Here is a 16,669-nt window from a genome sequence, read left to right on the forward strand (position 1 = left end):
CCTTTATAAAAAGGTTGAATTCTTGTATCAGCTTAGGGCACCGAGCCCACTGCCACGTAAGTGCCAGGTGGGCGCGGCGTCACATCGTGTGAAGAGGAGAACCCGCCAGCGCGAGGAATGCTTCCCCGAGCGCTTCGCTCTGCGACGGATGGGCGTGGATCAGCGGTGCGAGGTCATCGGCGCGCGCCTCCCACGCCACCGCAAGCTGGCCCTCCGTGATGAGTTCGCCGACGCGTTCGCCGACGAGGTGGACTCCCAGGATCGGACCGTTGTCGAGCGCGACGATCTTGACGGATCCGGCTCGCACGGGGCTACCCGCGGAAACGATCTCGCTCTTCGCATTGCCGGCGAGCGATACCTCCTGCGTGACGACCCTCTCGCCGTGAGCCTCGCGAGCCTGCGGTTCGGTCATGCCCACGGACGCGATCTCGGGGTTCGAGTAGGTCACCCGCGGGTAGAGCGCGTCGTCGAGCGGTGCCGGCGTGCGACCGGCGATCGTCTCGGCGACGAAGATGCCCTGCCGGAAGCCGCGGTGTGCGAGCTGAGGGCCGGCCACGATGTCGCCGACCGCCCACACGCGGGACGCCGCCGTGCGCAGCTGAGCATCGGTCTGCACGAAGCCGCGCTCGAGCGTGATGCCGGCCTCCTCCAGGCCGAGCCCGGCGGTGTTCGGGCCGCGCCCGACGGCCACCAGTACGACATCCGCCTCGATGCGCGACGCATCGCCGTCGCGCTCGATCGCGACGGTGACGCCGTCCGCCGACTCCGTCACGCCCGTCACCCGTGCGCCGAGCTCGAGGGCGATGCCGCGGCGCCGGTACGCCTTCTCGAGAGCGGTGCGCGATGAGGGATCCTCGTTCGCGACGAGGTGATCGAGCGCCTCGACGATCGTGACGTCTGCGCCCAGCGAACGCCAGGCGCTCGCGAACTCGACGCCGATGACTCCGCCGCCGAGAACCGCGACGCGCGCGGGAACCGATTCGAGCGCCAGCGCGGCCTCGGAGTCGAGGACGCGATCCGAGAACGCGATGCCCGGAATGGACCGGGAGGACGCCCCCGTCGCGACCACGACATCGGAACCGATGTATCGGTCGCCGTCGACGGCGACAGCGGGGCGGCCGTCGACCGACGTCAGTGTTCCGCGACCCGTGACGAGCTCGATCCCGCGCGCCCTCACGAGCGAACTCAATCCGCGGTGCTTTCCCTCGACGAGCGCACGGCGCCACTCGAGGGCGGCGGTCGCGTCGATGCCGTCGAGGCTCGCCGTCACGCCGACGGCCGCCGCGTGCCGCACGCTGTCGGCGACCTCCGCCGTGTGCAGCAGGGCCTTGGTGGGAACGCAGCCGCGGTGCAGGCAGGTGCCGCCGAGCAGGTCTTGCTCGACGACGACCGTGCGCGCACCGAGCTCGGCAGCGCGCAGCGCGGCGGCGTAGCCGCCGCTGCCGCCGCCGAGGACGACGAGGTCGAAGGTGTAGTCCGTCACGAGCGGATCCGTTCTCGCGTGGTCAGGCGACGTCGCCGCCGGCGACGACGAAGTCGATGAGCGCGCGCGTAGAGGCGCCCGTCGGACCCTTGTCGGTGAAGCCATAGGCGGAGGAGGTGCTCATGCCGCTACCCGCGATGTCCAGGTGCACCCACGGAATCCGATCGGCTTCCGGGTCGTTGTCGATCCGGCCGACGAAGCGCTGCAGGAAGAGCCCAGCGAACACCGTGCCCGCGGCGCGGTCGCCGACGTTCGCGTTCTGCATGTCCGCCACGCGCGAGTCGAGCGCGGGCTGCATGTGCTCCATGAGCGGCAGGGCCCAGGCGTGCTCGCCCGTTCGGTCGGCGGCGAGGAGGAAGGCATCGGGGGCGTCGCCGTGACCCATCACGCCGGTGTGCCGCGTGCCGAGCGCGATGATGACGGCGCCCGTCAGGGTGGCGACATCGACGATCACGTCGGGGTTCTCGCGGCTCGCCGCGACGAGACCGTCGGCCATGACGAGGCGGCCCTCGGCGTCGGTATTGGTGACCTCGACGGTCGTGCCGTCGGCCATGACGAGCACGTCGCCGGGCCGCGTCGCCTTGCCCGAGGGCATGTTGTCCGCGATGCACATCCACGCCGTGACGTGTACGGGCAGCTCGAGCTGCGCGGCCGCGCGGACGACGGCCAGCACCTCGGCGGCGCCCGTCATGTCCTCCTGCATGCCGATCATGCTCGCGGCGGGCTTCAGCGAGAGGCCGCCCGTGTCGAAGGTGATGCCCTTGCCGACGAGGGCGACGTGACGCTCGGCGCCTTCCGGTGCGTAATCGAGGCGAACGAGGCGCGGCGGACGGTCCGAGCCGGCGCCGACGCCGAGGATGCCGCCGAAGCCGCCCTCCGCGAGGGCCCGCTCGTCCCAGATCGTGGCCTGGATCGGCAGAGCGGCGACCGATTCGGCGGCGTAGTCCGCGAGCTGAGCGGGGCTCTGACGGTCCGCGGGAGTCGAGACCAGGTCCTTCACCATCGCGACGGCCTCACCCGCGACGCGCGCCGGGCGGAGATCCTCGTCCGAGACCGACTCCGGCGCCGTCACGAGCACCCGGCTCGCGCGGCGCGACGCGGCGCGCTCCTCGTCGGAGAGGTTCTTCAGCGAGTCGAACGCGTAGCCGCCGAGGATCGCACCCTCCGCGGCGCCCCGCCATGCGCCGTCGATGTCATCGGCGACGTCGACCGCGACGGTGTCGAAACCGGTCAGCTGGCGCACGCCGGCACCGATCTGCTCGCGCACATCGTGCACGCTGGCGTTCTCGCCGATGCCGACGACGGCGAGGGGCTTGTCGGTGTACTCGGGTGCGTGGACGCGCTGGTAGGAGCCCTTCTTGCCCGTGAACGCGATGGCGTCGAGCGCGGTGCGCAGACCGGGGAATCGGTCGGCGTCGAGGTCTTCGACGCTGGCGACGGCGAGCACGAGGGCGTCGGCCTCGGCATCGCGGAAGGGAACATGCGAGATCGAGATATCAGGAATCGGCATGATTCCATCCTAGGTCGGCCGCCGGCCCAGGCGGCGGCTCGCGGAATTACGATAGAGGGATGCCTGAGATCTTCGAACGTGTCGCGAGTGCACCGGTCGTTCCGCCGCGCCTGCCGCTGGTCGTCCTCCTCACGGGCTTCACCGACGCGGGCGCGACGGTGCAGACGACGATCGAGTACATGCGCGAGAAGCTGAAGCCCCAGCCCGTCGCGGTCTTCTCGAACGATGCGCTCCTCGACTATCGCGCGCGCCGCCCGATCGTGACCTTCGATCAGGATCACCTCACCGAGTTCCGTCCGCCGCGCCTGGAGCTCTCGCTGGCGCACGACGCCCTCGGACAGCCGTTCCTCCTGCTCGCCGGCTACGAGCCCGATTTCGTCTGGGACGCATTCACCGACATCGTGGTGGCGCTCGCGGACGAGTACGACGTGCTCACGATGACCTGGGTGCACGCGATCGCGATGCCCGTGCCGCACACGCGGGCGCTGGCGACGACCGTGAGCGGGTCGCGTCACGAACTGATCCAGGCGCATTCGGCGTGGAAGCCGCGCACGCAGGTTCCCGCCACGGCGGGGCACCTGCTCGAGTACCGGCTGTCCGAGCAGGGCTTCCCTGTCGCGGGCTTCGTCATGCTCGTCCCGCACTATCTCGCGGAGACCAGCTACCCGGCCGCGGCGCTCGCGGCGCTCGACAAGATCATGACCGCGACGGGGCTCGTCTTCGGCCTCGACGGGATCCGGGAGGAGGATCGCGACTACCTGCAGCGGATCGGCGAGCAGATCGCCCGCAACGACGAGCTCGCCCAGATGATCGCGACCCTCGAGCGCCGGTTCGACGCGTACATGGCCGGTGAGCTCGACCAGGCGCGCCGCGACGCGCACCCCGGCTTCGAGGAGGGCGACTTGCCGAGCGCCGACGAACTGGCGGCGGAGCTCGAGCGCTTCCTCGCCGACCGTCCGGACGACGACTTTCGCCTCTAGTCCGGAATAGGCGTCGCGCGGACCGCGTTATCTCATACTGCGACGTGCCGGGTCAAGAACCCAGCCGAATGTATGAGAGAATGAATGCCCGAGCCGTTGTCAGGTCGATCCTTCGGGATCATCCGCTTGACAAGGGCCTTAATCGTGTTCGAACACACCCGAGTGCGGGCGCCAGGCGCACCCGGGGAAAGGTGAAACGTGACTCCTGCCACGAAGACCACGAAGACCGACGAGCCTGAAGAGGCTACGCCGGCAGCGAAGAAGACTACGGCCAAGAAGACGACCGCCGCCGCCAAGAAGGCGCCGGCAAAGAAGAACACCCGCGCCAAGGGCGACGCGGTTGACCAGATCCTCAACGACGGCGCCGCGGAGCCCGACGAGGCGGACGAGCCGAAGGCCGCAAAGGCCGAGCAGGTGGAGCCGCTGCCCTCGGGCGCGATCGTGATCTCCGCGTCCGAAGAAGAGGACGTCCCGGTCTACTCGACCCAGATCACGGGTGCGACCGCGGATCCGGTCAAGGACTACCTCAAGCAGATCGGTAAGGTTCCGCTGCTGAATGCGGCCGAAGAGGTCGACCTCGCGATGCGCATCGAGGCGGGCCTGTTCGCCGAAGAGAAGCTGTCGCACATGTCGGCGGCCGAGAAGCAGACGCAGCTCGGCCTCGACATGCAGTGGGTCGTCCGCGACGGTCGCCGCGCGAAGAGCCACCTGCTCGGTGCGAACCTGCGCCTCGTCGTCTCGCTCGCCAAGCGCTACACGGGTCGCGGCATGCAGTTCCTCGACCTGATCCAGGAGGGCAACCTGGGTCTCATCCGCGCCGTCGAGAAGTTCGACTACACCAAGGGCTTCAAGTTCTCGACCTACGCCACGTGGTGGATCCGACAGGCCATCACGCGCGCCATGGCCGACCAGGCCCGCACGATCCGCATCCCGGTGCACATGGTCGAGGTCATCAACAAGCTCGCCCGCGTGCAGCGGCAGATGCTGCAGGACCTGGGACGCGAACCCACGCCCGAGGAGCTCGCGCACGAGCTCGACATGACGCCCGAGAAGGTCGTCGAGGTGCAGAAGTACGGTCGCGAGCCGATCTCGCTGCACACGCCCCTCGGCGAGGACGGCGACAGCGAGTTCGGTGACCTCATTGAGGACACCGAGGCCGTCGTGCCCGCGGACGCCGTGGGATTCACCATGCTCCAGCGCCAGCTCGAGGGGCTCCTCGACTCGCTCTCGGAGCGCGAAGCGGGCGTGATCCGCATGCGCTTCGGCCTGGGCGACGGACAGCCGAAGACCCTCGACCAGATCGGCGACACCTTCGGCGTCACGCGCGAGCGGATCCGCCAGATCGAGTCGAAGACCATGGCGAAGCTGCGGCACCCCAGCCGTTCGCAGTCGCTGCGGGACTACCTCGAATGAGCGAGGCGAACGAGGGCAAGGCCCTTCAGGTTCACGTCGACGGCATCGACTTCCTGCGCATTCCCGTGCGCACGCGCGTCATCATGCCGGGCGACACGCTCGACGAGGTCATCCGCACCTATGCGGTGGACCAGGTTCAGCCCGGCGATCTGCTGTTCGTGACGGAGAAGATCGTCGCGATCATGCAGGGCCGCTCGTACATGATGAGCGAGATCAAGCCGCGTAAGCTCGCGACCTTCCTGTCGCGCTACGTGACGAAGACCGCGTACGGCATCGGACTCGGCATTCCCGAGACGATGGAGTTCGCTCTGCGCGAGGTCGGAACGCCGCGCATCCTGTTCGCGGCCGCCGTCTCCGCCGTCACGAAGCTGTTCGGGCGCCGCGGCGACTTCTACCGCATCGCGGGGGAGAAGGCGCGCGCGATCGACGGGCCGACGCCCGGGACGATCCCGCCCTACAACGAGGCCGTCGTGCTCGGGCCGGAGCGCCCGCGCGAGGTGGCGTTCGAGGTCAAGAAGATCGTCGGGTGCGATGTCGCTGTTGTCGACATCAACGACATCGGGGGAAACATCCTCGGCTCGACGCTCGACAAGACCGCGGAGCGCCAGCTGGTGAAGATCCTGAGCGACAACCCGCTCGGACAGGGCCACCAGTCGACGCCGATGGGAATCATCCGCAAGGCCTGACGGCCGGATCCAGAAAAGGCTCGCATGGGACTCGCTCGCGCGAGCGCCATGATCGCGGCCGGGACGCTCGCGTCCCGCGTCAGCGGTCTGGCGCGCACGATGGTACTCGTCGCGGCGGTCGGCAGCGTTGGCCGTGCCGGTGACGCATTCGGCACGGCCAACCAGCTTCCGAACAGCATCTACCAGGTCATCTCCGCGGGCATCCTGACGGGCGTCATCGTGCCGCAGGTCGTGCGCGTGAGCGCCCAGAAGGACGGCGGACACGCCTTCCTGCAGAAGATCCTGACGCTGGGTGCGACGTTGATGGCGGTCATCACGATCGCCGCGACGCTGGCGGCGCCGCTGTTCGTCGACCTCTTTGCGTCGAACTACAGCGGCCCGCAGCGGGCCCTCGCGACGAGCTTCGCGTACTGGTGCATTCCCCAACTGTTCTTCTACGGAATGTTCGCGCTGCTCGGCGAGATCCTGAACGCGCGCAAGGTGTTCGGGCCATACGCCTGGGCACCGGTGATCAACAACGTCGTGTCGATCGCCGGTTTCGTTGCGTTCATCGTGATCTTCGGCGGCGACCAGACCGAGGTGTCGGCGTGGACCACTCCCATGATCGTGGTCCTCGCCGGGTGTGCGACGCTCGGTATCGTCGCGCAGCTCGTCGTCCTGATGGCGTTCTGGCGGCGGCTCGGGATCCCGCTCCGCCCGGATTTCCACTGGCGCGGGATGGGCCTCGGCGCGATGCGCAACCTGGCCTCGTGGACCCTCGTGACGACCCTCATCGGACAACTGGTCGGCATCGTGCAGCAGCGCACGATGTCGGAGGCCTCCGGTGACTTCCCATCGGTCTTCGCCTCGCAGAACGCGTGGCTCGTGTACATGGTGCCGTACTCGGTGCTCATTCTCGCGATCGGGACCCCGTACTTCACGCGCCTCAGCGAGCACGCCGCGGCGGGCCGTCACGACGAGCTGCGCGGCGACATCAGCCAGTCGATCCGCACGCTCGGCTTCTTCGTGGTCGCGGCCACCGCGGCCGTCGCCGCCGCGGCCGTCCCCGCGTCGCGCATGTTCAGCAACAGCGCCGACAGCGCCGTGTTGATCGCGCCCGTCCTCGTCGGCTATCTGGTCAGTCTCATCCCGATGGCCGTGCTGTACATCGTGCAGCGCACCTTCTACGCCTATGGCGACGCGCGAACGCCCTTCGTGTTCACCGTAGTGCAGGGCGCGCTCGTGCTCGTCTTCACCCTGCTGATCGCGGCCTTTGCTCCGCAGGAGCACATCACGTCGCTCGTCGCCCTCGCTCAGTCGACCGCCGGCATCGCGCAGACCATGCTCGCGACGGTCCTGCTGCGCCGCAAAATCGGTCCGCTGGGGCTCGGACCCACGTGGCTCGCGCTCGTGCGTTTCGGCGTCGTCGCCGCCGTTGCGGGCGCGGCCGGCTGGGGCACCTATCTGCTGCTCGGCTCCAGCGAGGGGTGGATGCTCGCGAACCGCTTCACGGGCGCCGCGGGAGCCGTCATCGTTGCAAGCGTCGTGGGCGTCGTGTACGTCGCCATCCTGGCGCTCCTGCGGGCGCCCGAGGTGAAGGCCGCGATCGCGCGGATCCGCCGCTGAATCCGACGGTCGGACTCAGCGTCGCTTGTCGAGGACGCCCGGGCCGATCGCCTCGCGGTAGCGGTGCAGCAGACCCGTCCGCACGCCCGAGGCGGTGGGCTTCATCTGGAACACGCTGGAGTTGTGGTTCGCCTCGATGAGCGCAGGGCCGTTCGCGGTGATCGCGATGTCCCACCCGACGTACGGGATCGTGGGGAGGCGCTTCGAGGCCTCCTCGACCATCTCCAGGATCTTCGCGAAGTGCGGCACACGGAAGCCCGTGATGCTGGTTCCCGTGATCGGGTGCTCGGGGTAGACGTTCGACTGCTTGTCGACACCCGGGTACAGAGCGACGCCGTCGTCGTCGAGCATCGTGAACATGCCGCCGGAGGCGAAGTTGTCGATCACGGATCCGTTGCCGATGCGCAGCACCGATGCGATGACGTGAAGGGTGCCGTGCGGGTCGCGGTACGTGATCATCCGCACCGTGTTCACGCTGTCGGGGTACAGCCGGTCAAGATCGGGGTGCTGCTGCAGCACCTCCTCGACGAGCGTCTGGTCGTTGTTGATGAGGCTCTGCCGGAAGACCGCGGGGTCGTCGACGTCCGCGGTCGCGACGATCGAGATCCCCGCGCCGCCCTCGCCGCCCGCGGGCTTCGCGATGACGCGGTCGTGGCGGGCGAGGAAGGCGGCGAGTTCGTCATCGCTCGCGGTGGCGGCATCGATCCACTCGCGGCCGATGAGATCGGCGAAGTCGTTCAGGAAGCGGATCTTGTCGCCGACGATGGCGCGCGAGTCCGGACCGTTCAGGGTCGAGTTCAGGCGGAACGCCTTGGGGTGGGTCATCCAGGTCTTGCGCTCCGAGGCGGTGAGCAGGCGGATATCCCACACCAGGTAGTCGCGGAAGGCCATCTCATAGCGCACGGAGCACCAGAGCATGTCGGCGATGATCACGGGCAGCGGTGCCTTCGAGACACGCTTGACACCCTTGGCGATATCGATCAGCTGGGTGGGATTGAGGCGCCGAGCCCGGTTGAAGAGATACTGCACGCGCAACTGCTTCTGGTCCACCGCGCAAGGCTAGCACGCGGTCATTCAGCCTGAATCAGAGGGCGCCTCGGTAAAGTGGGTGCTTCCGAGACCCGCCCAGGAAAGGTCCTTCGTGTCCCCAGCTGTTGCGCCCGTGCGCCGCCTCAAGTACTTCGTGAGCCGACTCGCTTCGTTCAACCTGTCGCGCCCCTGGGGCTTTGCGAAGCAGATCGCGGAGGAGCAGGGCAAGTGGGCGCCCGGCGTGCTCGCCGACATGATGATCTGGGCCGCGTTCCACGACACCGCGTACATCGACTTCTACGAGGCCGACTTCGCGCTCCTGACGAAGAAGGAGCGCAAGACCTTCATGACGGCGCTCGTGCAGCACCACCTCGCCGACACGCTCAACGATCCGGTCGACGTCCTGATCCTCGAGAACAAGATCTCGTTCCACAAGCGTTTCGCCGAGTATGCGCGCCGCGAATGGCTCGATCTCGAGAACTCGACGCTCGCCGACTTCCAGGGCTTCGCGCAGCGCCACCCGGTGATCATCGCGAAGACGCCCGTCGGGCGCGAGGGCAAGGGCGTGTTCCGTTACGACATGGCGGAGGTCGCCGACGCCGAAGCATTCCGCGCGGAGCTGATCTCAAAGGGGCAGACCCTTCTCGAAGAGCCGATCGTGCAACACCCCTACCTGGCGGAGTACTGCGCCGGCACCGTCAACACGACCCGCGTCGCGACGTTCTTCGACGGCGAGAAGGTGCACATCCTCATGGGTGCGCAGAAGTTCGGCCGCGGTTCGGTCTCCGACCAGTTCACCTGGGGCGGCTTCTTCACGATGCTGGACGAGAACGGGCGCTCCTTCGGGCCCGGCCACACCGGCAAGCACGTCAGCAAGTACGAGACCCACCCCGAGTCGGGCAAGTCGATCGTCGACTTCCAGGTGCCGATGTGGGACGAGGTCGTCGCCTTTCTCGACCGCGCGGCCCGCGAACTGCCGACCGTACCGTACGTCGGGTGGGACATCGCGGTCGGCCCCGACGGGCCGATCCTCGTGGAGGGAAACTGGACGCCGGGGCTCTACGAGACCCGCGTGAGCGCGACCGGGATCCGCACGGGTTCGCGCGCGCGTCACAAGCCGGTCCTCGACGCCGCGGCCTCGGCCTCCTCCCGCCGCTGACGATGAGTTTCGGATCCTCGAGCGCACCCATCGCGCGGATCTCGCGCTCCGCGCTCGCGCGGAACGTCGCGATCGCGCACGCGAAGGATCCCTCGGCGGCGATCGACCTGCGGCGCGATGCCTGCGGCCACGGCGCGGACATCGTCGCCGCGGTCGCGCGCGAGGCGGGGGTCGGCACGGCGCTGCGCGACGGGGAACCGCCCGTGGCGACGCTTCCCGTCGAGGACGTCTTCGGACTCGAAGGTCGCGGCGAGCCGGCGATGACCCTCGTCGCGCCCGTCCTGCAGACGAAGCTCCTGCTCGAGGGCGAGGGCGTCTCCTACGGGTATCGGTATCGACCCGAACGGGATACCCGCATCGCGCTGGTCTCGGGCGGATACGCACAGGGCATCGCGCGGGCGATCGGCTGGACCGACGACGAGCCCGCCGGTACGGTCGCGGTCGACGGCGAGGAATGCCCCATCATCGGTCGGGTCGCGATGGACGTCTGCGTCGTCGAGCTGGGGGACGCGGAGGTCGAACCCCGCGACGAGGTCGTGTTCTTCGGCGCCGGGATGCCGCACCTGTTGCGCCAGTGGGCGCTGGCCACCGGTTGGACGGAACTCGAGCTCGCCGCGATCGCGGGCCTCCACGCGCGACGCGAGGAGGTCGTATGAGCGCCGAGCTGCGCGTGAATCTCGATCGGTTGCGCGCCAATGTGCGTGCCGTGCGGGAACGCATGGCGCCCGCGGAGGTGCTCGTCGTCATCAAAGACGACGCTTACGGGCAGGGCGTCGAACCGATCGTCGGCGCCGCGCTCGACGCGGGCGCGAGGTGGTTCGGCGGGATCGACGTCGACAGCGCCGTGCGCGCGAAGAGCGTGGCGGGCGATCGGGCACGGGTGTTCTGCTGGATGACGGTATCGGACGACGAGGCTCGCGCCGCGATCGCGGCCGGCCTCGAGCTCGGCGTCGGCGACGCGGCGTACCTCGAGCAGGTCGCCGCCATCGGCGGACCCGCAACGGTGCACCTGAAGATCGACACGGGCCTCCGCAGGAACGGCGTGCGGCCGGAGCGGTGGCGCGCCTTCTGCGCGCGCGCCGCCGAGCACGAGCGCGCCGGGCGGATCCGGGTCGCGGGCATCTGGAGCCACATCGCCGAGGCCTCCGACGCGGACGACGACGTCTCGCGCGCGCTGTTCGATGCGGCCGTGACGGTGGCGCGCGGGGAGGGACTCTCGCCCGAGATCCGCCATCTCGCCGCGAGCGCGGCCGCGTGGCATCGGCCGGAGTTCCGCTATGAGATGGTGCGGATCGGCGCGTTCTGCTACGGCGTGCGATCGGCCGACGGGCCCGACATCCCGGGAACGGCGCCCATCTCGTCGCTCGTCGCGAAAGCGATCTCGATCGGCGAGGACGTGGAGATCTCGCTGGGCGCGGTCGACGGATACCCCTCCGCCCTCGCCGGGCGAGCGCACGCGGCGACCCCGGGAGGAGCACGGCCCGTCGTGCGGGTGGATCCGTTCTCGTCGCGCATCGAGGCATGGCCCGGTGCCGCGGTGGGGGATGAGGTGATCCTCTTCGGTGACGGCGGCCACGGTGAGCCCACACCGACCGACCTTGCGGAGCTGATCGACACCGTGGGTGAGGAACCGCTCCTGCGCGTCTCGCCCCTCGTCTCTCGCGTCTACACGCCGTAGCGGGCCCGGCGCCCTCGAGAACCGAGCCCGCTCTGATCAGGCGTTGGGCTGTCCTCCGCCCTGGGGTGCGGTCCGATCGCCGCCGGAGTCGGAGCCACCTCCGGGGAACCCGCCGTCCGGCGCCTGCCCGGGGGCACCGCCCATGCCGCCCGGTCCGCCCGCGGTCTGCCCCGCCTGCTCGGGGTCGACGAGTTCGCCGTTGGCGGTCACGGTTCCCTCCGCGATCGTGACGGTGCCGTTGCCGTCGAGGGGGCCGTCGCCGCCGTTCGCGGCGCTCGTGATGGCGACCTCGCCGGCGGAGACCGTGATCGTGCCGTTCGAGTCGAGACCGTCCTTTCCGGCGTCGATCGTGATGGATCCGCCGGAGATCTCGAGCCGCTCGCCCGAGTCGGACTCGCGGTCGGTGCCGCCGGCGTTCAGGCCCGCGGCGTTGATGCCGTCGTCGGATGCCGTGATGTCGATGGCGCCGCCCAAGATGCCGATAGAGATCGCCTGCAGGCCCTCGTTCGACGCATCGATCGCGATGGAACCTCCCCCGATCGACAGGATCTGTCCGCCCTGGAACGCGTGATCGGCGGCGCTCGCGACGATCTCGCCGCCGGTCACGATGGTGTCGGTCGCGGCCTGGATCGCCTCGTCGCCGGCCTCGATCGAGAGGCTCCCGCCCGCGACGAGAACATAGCCCGCGGTCTCGTCGTCCTCCTGGTCGCTCGCGAGCCCGTCGCCGGCGGTCGCGATCAGCTCGAGGATGCCGCCCTCGACGACGAGCGAGTCCTTGCCGCGAAGCGCGTCGTCGGCGGCGGTCACGGAGATCGCGCCCGAGAGGACGACGAGGTCGTCGGTGGAGGAGATGCCGTCGTTGCCGTTGCCCGAGACGCTCAGGCTGCCCTCGCCGGAGATCGTGAGATCGCTCTCCGCGTGGATGGCGGCCTTGGCAGCGGCATCGTCGGCGTAGCTCGCCGCATCGGAGACGATGTTCTCGCTTCCTGCGACGAGATTGATGGCCACGTCGTCGGCCGTCTGCACGTCGATGGCGGCGCCATCGGCGTTGGCGATCTCGGCACCGTCGAGCATCAGCACTACCTGTGCGTCGTCGGGGGCCGCCACGACAACGGATCCGGCGAGTTCGCCACTGACGCGGTAGACGCCCGCGGCGGTCACCGTCACGGTGGATCCCTCGATCTCGACTCCGTCGCCGCTCGCGGTTGCGGAGGATCCCTCGAGCGTGATCTCGACGGCGTCCGCGTCCGACCACTCGTCATCGTTCACGGTCGTGTAGTCCGCATTCGCCGCACGCACCTCGTCGGGGGAGAGATCGTCCGTGACCGTTGTCGTGGACGAGGCGGACTCGGCCGTCTCGGTGGTCGACGATGCGACGCTGGATGCCGCCGCGCCGGTCGAATCGGCGTCGTCGGATCCCACGACGGTGCATCCGGCGAGCATCAGGCCCGCGGCGGTGACGACGGCGAGGGGAAGCATGGCACGCGAAAACGTCATGAGAACTCCTTAGTTGTGTGCGAACGGGCCGCGCAGGGTTCGCGACCACTTGTTGTCGGGCAGCTCGGGGCGAAGCGCCGCCGTGCCGATGCCGAACTTGCTGATCCCGCTGGGGCGATGTCCGGCGCGCCAGAGGAGGCGGTCGAGCTCGTTGGGTCGACCCGCCGATTTGGATTCGACGATCGCGTAGCCGGGGAGGTCGATCGCGTCGCCGGACGGGCAGGACCAGTGCAGCTCCGTGTCGATCGTGGCGCGGCTGCCGCAGTCGAGGAGGAGCGTGGTGCGGCGATATCGGCTGCCGAGGGACGGGCGCATCCGAGCCACGAGCGCGGGATCGTGTCCTTCCTCGCCGAGGAGGGCGGCGATGTAGGCGCTGCCGTCCGGCGTCAGCCGCGTACGATCGGCGGCGTCGTAGGGGATGCGGCGTTTGACCGTGGTGCCCCTGCCACTCTTCGTCTTGAGCTCGAGGAAGGAGCCCCCGGTGTCGAGGTAGGTGCGGGTGCGGAGCTTGAACCGTCGGCGGCGCCTCTGCGCCGTGAGGCGGTAAGCGAGGTGATCGGGAGTGTCGAAATAGACGGAGTCATAGGCGAATCCGCGCATACCGTCGATCTCGAGCACCCGAGTGCCTTCGGACAAGAGCGTGAGGAGCTCGGCGGCGTGATCCTCCGGCAGGAGGTACTTCCGGTCGACGCGCGTCAGCAGGGCGGCCTCGGAGACGAGTTCTTCGAGCGGTACGGGCGCGAAGCCCGCCGCCGCCACGGCGGCGTTCATCGCGCCACCCTGCTCGCGATCCGCGCCGCGTCGAGACGGTAGCGGACGTCGACGAGCGTCGAGTCGTTGACGAGATCGAGCTGCTGAACGGTGAGCGAGGTGACGGCGCCGCCCAGACGCGCCTCGAGCTCGTCCCGGAGCTCCTCTTCGTCGGCGATCGCGCGGTCGAGCCGCACCACCTGGTGGCGGCTGCGAGAGAGAAGCGCGGGGTGATCCGCGATCCACATCGTTCCGAGGATCAGCGCGATGAGTACCGCCGGGACGGCGACGTCCGCCGAGCCGAGCCCGCCGATCAGGCCCATCGCCAGCGCCGCGAAGTAGTAGGCGACCTCGCGCTGGGTGATCTCGGAGGACCGCAGGCGAATGATCGACAGCACCCCGAAGAGACCGAGGCCGAGTCCCGCGGCGACCTGCGTCGATCCGAGCATCGTCGCCACGGCGAGGACACCGATGTTCACGCCGAGGAACGCCACGACGAGGTCTCGGCGGCGATGTCGCGGGTAGTAGACGCCGAAGGCGAGGACGGCGGCCGCCACGAGATCGACGGCGATGAGGATGAGGTGTGGGATGGTCATCGGGAGTACTCCTTGGGGTGAACTGATCTCAGCTCAGGGCGCGTTTCTTTGGAATGGCTATGACGAGACGCGGGACGAGGTGAATTGCGGCGAAGAGTCTGCGCGGGCGGCATGCGAACGTACTGCGTTCGCGGTACGCGGGGCGAAGACCGCGTTCTTCTGTGCGCGATAGCTCAGCGCGAACAGCCCGAGCTCCGTGACGACCTTGGCGAGCCAGAGGGGCAGGCCCGCGCCCGTCAGGAAGCTCATCCACGCCAGGTTCGAAGCGAGGAGCAGCGCGGCGAGCACCGCGTACGCGGCGAGGTGGCGAAACAGGTGTTCGCGGCCGCGCCGGCGGAACACCACCCGCCGGTTGAGCACGAAGGTGATGCCCGCACTGATCACGCGCGCGGCGACCACCGACGGCACCAGCGCGCCGGTCACGGCATAGATGAGGAACAGGGCGGCCGCGTCGACGACGAATCCCGTCAGCGAGGACGCCGCGAAGGCGATCGTCGGCGCCATCACCCGGATCGAGTCGGCGATGGGTCTGAAGTGGCTCGATGCGTTGCCGTCGAGATACACGGTCTCGATCGGCACCTCGACGGCCGAGAACCCCGCGCGTGCGAGCCGGAGGAGCACCCACTGCTCGTAGTCGAATCGCTCGCCCGGAACCTCGAGGAGCCAGGCGATCATCGCGGGTGGGATCCCGCGGAGCCCCGTCTGCGTATCGCTCACGCGCCAGCCCGCCGCGACCCGAAACGCGCCGCGCGCGATGGCGTTGCCGACGCGGCTGCGCGCCGGAACGTCGCCGTCGAAGGCACGGCACCCGAGAACGAGCGCGTTGCCCTCGACGTCGACTCGCGCGGCGACGGCGAGGATGTCCTGCGGCGTGTGCTGACCATCGGCGTCCGCCGTCACGACGGCGTCGAGCGGCGCGCGGGCGCGGATCCATGCGAGCCCGCTGCGCAGCGCCGCACCCTTGCCGCGGTTATGGGGGTGCCGGATGATCGCTGCGCCCGCCGCGGCGGCGCGGTCGAACGCCTCGGCGTATTGCGGGCCCGATCCGTCGTCGACGACGAGCACGCGGAGCGTCGGGTCAGCGTCGCGCAAGCGGGCGACCAGCCGGGGGAGGGATCCGGTGGGTTCGTAGGCCGGGATGAGCACGTGCATGGCTCACGCGCCTAGATAGAGGATGTCGCTCGTGGCACGCTCGCCGCCGTTCGACGGGCGATTGATGACCGTGCCGTCGAAGTACATCGTCGACGATCCGCCGCCGTCGATGTTGTACGCCGTCCGGGCGCCCAAACCCTGCATGATCCCGGCGAGCTCCGTCATGGTCGCCCCGCGGCTGTAGCCCTCGTCTCGTCCGTCGACCACGACGAGCACGAGATGGTTGGTATCGATGATGCCGATGGCGGTGCGGGGCTGCGCCCCCTGGATCGAATGGTTGCCGAAGTTGGTGTCGACCTCGACCTCGTCGATTCCCGGCAGGATCTCCCCGCCGTCGACGAGCGCGGGTCCGAAACTCATGGTGTTCCAGACGCCCTCCGCGACGAGCTCGTCGGCCGTGGTCGCCGTCTCGTCGTAGATCCTCGCGGTGCCGTCGGTGTACATCGCGAGCCCGGTGCGGGCGGGAACATCGCGGTAGGCGACGCCGTCGCGGATCACGATGCCGGAGTCGCGAAAACCGTAGTAGTCGCCGTTGATCGCGAAGATCGCCGAGTGCTGGGTAGCGATCTCGCTCGTGCGGGCGGTGATGTTCTCGCCGAACGCGTTCTCCGCGAAGGCGGATCGGAGCTCCGTCGCGTCGCCGAGGGTGACGTCGGCGACGAAGTAGGTGATCGTGTCGTCGCCGACGGCGGGGGAAGGGTGGATGCCGCCGAACTGACGGCGCGGGCGGTACGCGCCCGTACCGCGTCGGGAGTACGCCGATGGGCCGCCTCCCGGAGGAGACGGCCCATCGATGTCACGCGTTTAGTCTTGGAGCCTGTCGGTCTCGTCGTGCCAGCTGGTCGCGACGGCGCGGAGCTTCTCCTCGAACTTGCGGCCGTGGTGGGCGCAGTAGAGCAGTTCGCTGCCGCCGACCTCTGCCGCGATGTAGGCCTGCGCTCCACATGCGTCACAGCGGTCGAGTGCCGTGAGGCGGTGGGAGACAGGGGCCTCTGCTGTCGTTGCTGCAGTCATCGTTCCGTCTCCTTCTTCGTTCGTCCTAAATGACGGGTCATGTCCCATACAACCACGGAGCACCGACAAAACATCCCGATCGAGGCAACGTTTCGCCTACGGCGTACGGGATGCGGG

The 16,669-nt window shown here is 69.0% G+C and carries 15 protein-coding genes and 1 pseudogene; 7 read left to right on the forward strand and 9 right to left on the reverse strand.

All coding sequences use genetic code 11. The annotated features are described in order from the left end of the window. Positions 1–79: 79 nt before the first annotated feature. Entirely contained in the window at positions 80–1,483 is a 1,404-nt protein-coding gene (gene lpdA, locus IEX05_RS02100) for a dihydrolipoyl dehydrogenase (protein WP_188699728.1), read from the reverse strand. 22 nt (positions 1,484–1,505) lie between these two features. Continuing rightward, positions 1,506–2,993 (reverse strand): leucyl aminopeptidase, encoded by a 1,488-nt coding sequence (locus tag IEX05_RS02105; protein ID WP_188699729.1) that lies wholly within the window; start codon positions 2,991–2,993, stop codon positions 1,506–1,508. Positions 2,994–3,052: 59 nt separating this feature from the next. Between IEX05_RS02105 and IEX05_RS02110 the strand changes: the two genes are divergently transcribed. The 4 genes from IEX05_RS02110 to murJ all read left to right on the forward strand — a co-directional run bounded on the left by IEX05_RS02110 (position 3,053) and on the right by murJ (position 7,677). Further along, entirely contained in the window at positions 3,053–3,973 is a 921-nt protein-coding gene (locus tag IEX05_RS02110) for a proteasome assembly chaperone family protein (RefSeq protein ID WP_188699730.1), read from the forward strand. 198 nt (positions 3,974–4,171) lie between these two features. Beyond that, positions 4,172–5,386 (forward strand): RNA polymerase sigma factor, encoded by a 1,215-nt coding sequence (locus tag IEX05_RS02115; protein ID WP_188699731.1) that lies wholly within the window; start codon positions 4,172–4,174, stop codon positions 5,384–5,386. Beyond that, positions 5,383–6,072 carry a coenzyme F420-0:L-glutamate ligase gene (locus IEX05_RS02120; RefSeq protein WP_188699732.1) on the forward strand — a complete coding sequence of 230 codons (690 nt, stop codon included), beginning with the start codon at positions 5,383–5,385 and terminating at the stop codon, positions 6,070–6,072. The genes IEX05_RS02115 and IEX05_RS02120 overlap by 4 nt, the downstream gene beginning before the upstream one ends. A 24-nt stretch (positions 6,073–6,096) precedes the next feature. After that, the gene (murJ, locus tag IEX05_RS02125; RefSeq protein WP_188699733.1) at positions 6,097–7,677 is read left to right on the forward strand and encodes a murein biosynthesis integral membrane protein MurJ; all 1,581 of its coding nucleotides are present in this window, start codon (positions 6,097–6,099) and stop codon (positions 7,675–7,677) included. A 15-nt stretch (positions 7,678–7,692) separates the two neighbouring features. Here the strand turns inward: murJ and IEX05_RS02130 are convergent, their stop codons facing one another. After that, a complete protein-coding gene (locus IEX05_RS02130) occupies positions 7,693–8,727 on the reverse strand; it encodes a sugar-transfer associated ATP-grasp domain-containing protein (RefSeq protein ID WP_188699734.1) in 1,035 nt (344 codons plus the stop codon). 91 nt (positions 8,728–8,818) lie between these two features. Between IEX05_RS02130 and IEX05_RS02135 the strand changes: the two genes are divergently transcribed. From IEX05_RS02135 to IEX05_RS02145, 3 genes are read left to right on the forward strand one after another with little or no spacing between them, the layout of a single operon-like run. Beyond that, positions 8,819–9,865 (forward strand): sugar-transfer associated ATP-grasp domain-containing protein, encoded by a 1,047-nt coding sequence (locus IEX05_RS02135; RefSeq protein WP_188699735.1) that lies wholly within the window; start codon positions 8,819–8,821, stop codon positions 9,863–9,865. 2 nt (positions 9,866–9,867) lie between these two features. Further along, on the forward strand, positions 9,868–10,521 hold the full coding sequence (locus IEX05_RS02140) for an alanine racemase (RefSeq protein WP_188699736.1): 654 nt from the start codon (positions 9,868–9,870) through the stop codon (positions 10,519–10,521). Continuing rightward, positions 10,518–11,543, forward strand: coding sequence for an alanine racemase (locus IEX05_RS02145; RefSeq protein WP_188699737.1), 1,026 nt, complete (start codon positions 10,518–10,520; stop codon positions 11,541–11,543). Before IEX05_RS02140 ends, IEX05_RS02145 begins: the two co-directional genes overlap by 4 nt. A 36-nt stretch (positions 11,544–11,579) precedes the next feature. Here IEX05_RS02145 and IEX05_RS02150 read toward each other — a convergent pair whose 3' ends face one another. The 6 genes and pseudogenes from IEX05_RS02150 to IEX05_RS02175 form a co-directional block, all read right to left on the reverse strand. Further along, positions 11,580–13,040: a carbohydrate-binding domain-containing protein gene (locus IEX05_RS02150; protein WP_188699738.1), complete on the reverse strand. Its 1,461-nt coding sequence runs from the start codon at positions 13,038–13,040 to the stop codon at positions 11,580–11,582. Between the two features lie 9 nt (positions 13,041–13,049). Then, complete coding sequence (locus tag IEX05_RS02155; RefSeq protein ID WP_188699739.1) at positions 13,050–13,811, reverse strand: polyphosphate polymerase domain-containing protein; 762 nt, start codon at positions 13,809–13,811, stop codon at positions 13,050–13,052. Next, positions 13,808–14,386, reverse strand: a complete 579-nt coding sequence (locus IEX05_RS02160) for a DUF4956 domain-containing protein (RefSeq protein ID WP_188699740.1) — start codon at positions 14,384–14,386, stop codon at positions 13,808–13,810. The genes IEX05_RS02155 and IEX05_RS02160 overlap by 4 nt, the downstream gene beginning before the upstream one ends. Positions 14,387–14,443: 57 nt before the next feature. Next, positions 14,444–15,538 carry a glycosyltransferase family 2 protein gene (locus tag IEX05_RS02165; protein WP_188699741.1) on the reverse strand — a complete coding sequence of 365 codons (1,095 nt, stop codon included), beginning with the start codon at positions 15,536–15,538 and terminating at the stop codon, positions 14,444–14,446. Between the two features lie 3 nt (positions 15,539–15,541). Further along, positions 15,542–16,222 (reverse strand): annotated as a pseudogene (locus tag IEX05_RS02170) (phosphodiester glycosidase family protein); the annotation flags it as partial. A gap of 120 nt (positions 16,223–16,342) precedes the next feature. Next, entirely contained in the window at positions 16,343–16,552 is a 210-nt protein-coding gene (locus IEX05_RS02175) for a DUF7455 domain-containing protein (RefSeq protein WP_188699742.1), read from the reverse strand. Positions 16,553–16,669: the final 117 nt, after the last annotated feature.

Origin of the sequence: Microbacterium nanhaiense (assembly GCF_014646015.1) — a bacterium.
GTDB lineage: Bacteria > Actinomycetota > Actinomycetes > Actinomycetales > Microbacteriaceae > Microbacterium > Microbacterium nanhaiense.

Excerpts from the sequence above, each read along its gene's own strand:
- IEX05_RS02145 (WP_188699737.1), top strand. The coding sequence starts at position 10,518 with ATGAGCGCCGAGCTGCGCGTGAATCTCGATCGGTTGCGCGCCAATGTG.
- IEX05_RS02110 (WP_188699730.1), top strand. The coding sequence starts at position 3,053 with ATGCCTGAGATCTTCGAACGTGTCGCGAGTGCACCGGTCGTTCCGCCG.
- IEX05_RS02160 (WP_188699740.1), bottom strand. The coding sequence starts at position 14,386 with ATGACCATCCCACACCTCATCCTCATCGCCGTCGATCTCGTGGCGGCC.
- IEX05_RS02150 (WP_188699738.1), bottom strand. The coding sequence starts at position 13,040 with ATGACGTTTTCGCGTGCCATGCTTCCCCTCGCCGTCGTCACCGCCGCG.
- IEX05_RS02140 (WP_188699736.1), top strand. The coding sequence starts at position 9,868 with ATGAGTTTCGGATCCTCGAGCGCACCCATCGCGCGGATCTCGCGCTCC.
- IEX05_RS02120 (WP_188699732.1), top strand. The coding sequence starts at position 5,383 with ATGAGCGAGGCGAACGAGGGCAAGGCCCTTCAGGTTCACGTCGACGGC.
- IEX05_RS02175 (WP_188699742.1), bottom strand. The coding sequence starts at position 16,552 with ATGACTGCAGCAACGACAGCAGAGGCCCCTGTCTCCCACCGCCTCACG.
- IEX05_RS02155 (WP_188699739.1), bottom strand. The coding sequence starts at position 13,811 with ATGAACGCCGCCGTGGCGGCGGCGGGCTTCGCGCCCGTACCGCTCGAA.
- IEX05_RS02105 (WP_188699729.1), bottom strand. The coding sequence starts at position 2,993 with ATGCCGATTCCTGATATCTCGATCTCGCATGTTCCCTTCCGCGATGCC.
- IEX05_RS02165 (WP_188699741.1), bottom strand. The coding sequence starts at position 15,538 with ATGCACGTGCTCATCCCGGCCTACGAACCCACCGGATCCCTCCCCCGG.
- murJ (WP_188699733.1), top strand. The coding sequence starts at position 6,097 with ATGGGACTCGCTCGCGCGAGCGCCATGATCGCGGCCGGGACGCTCGCG.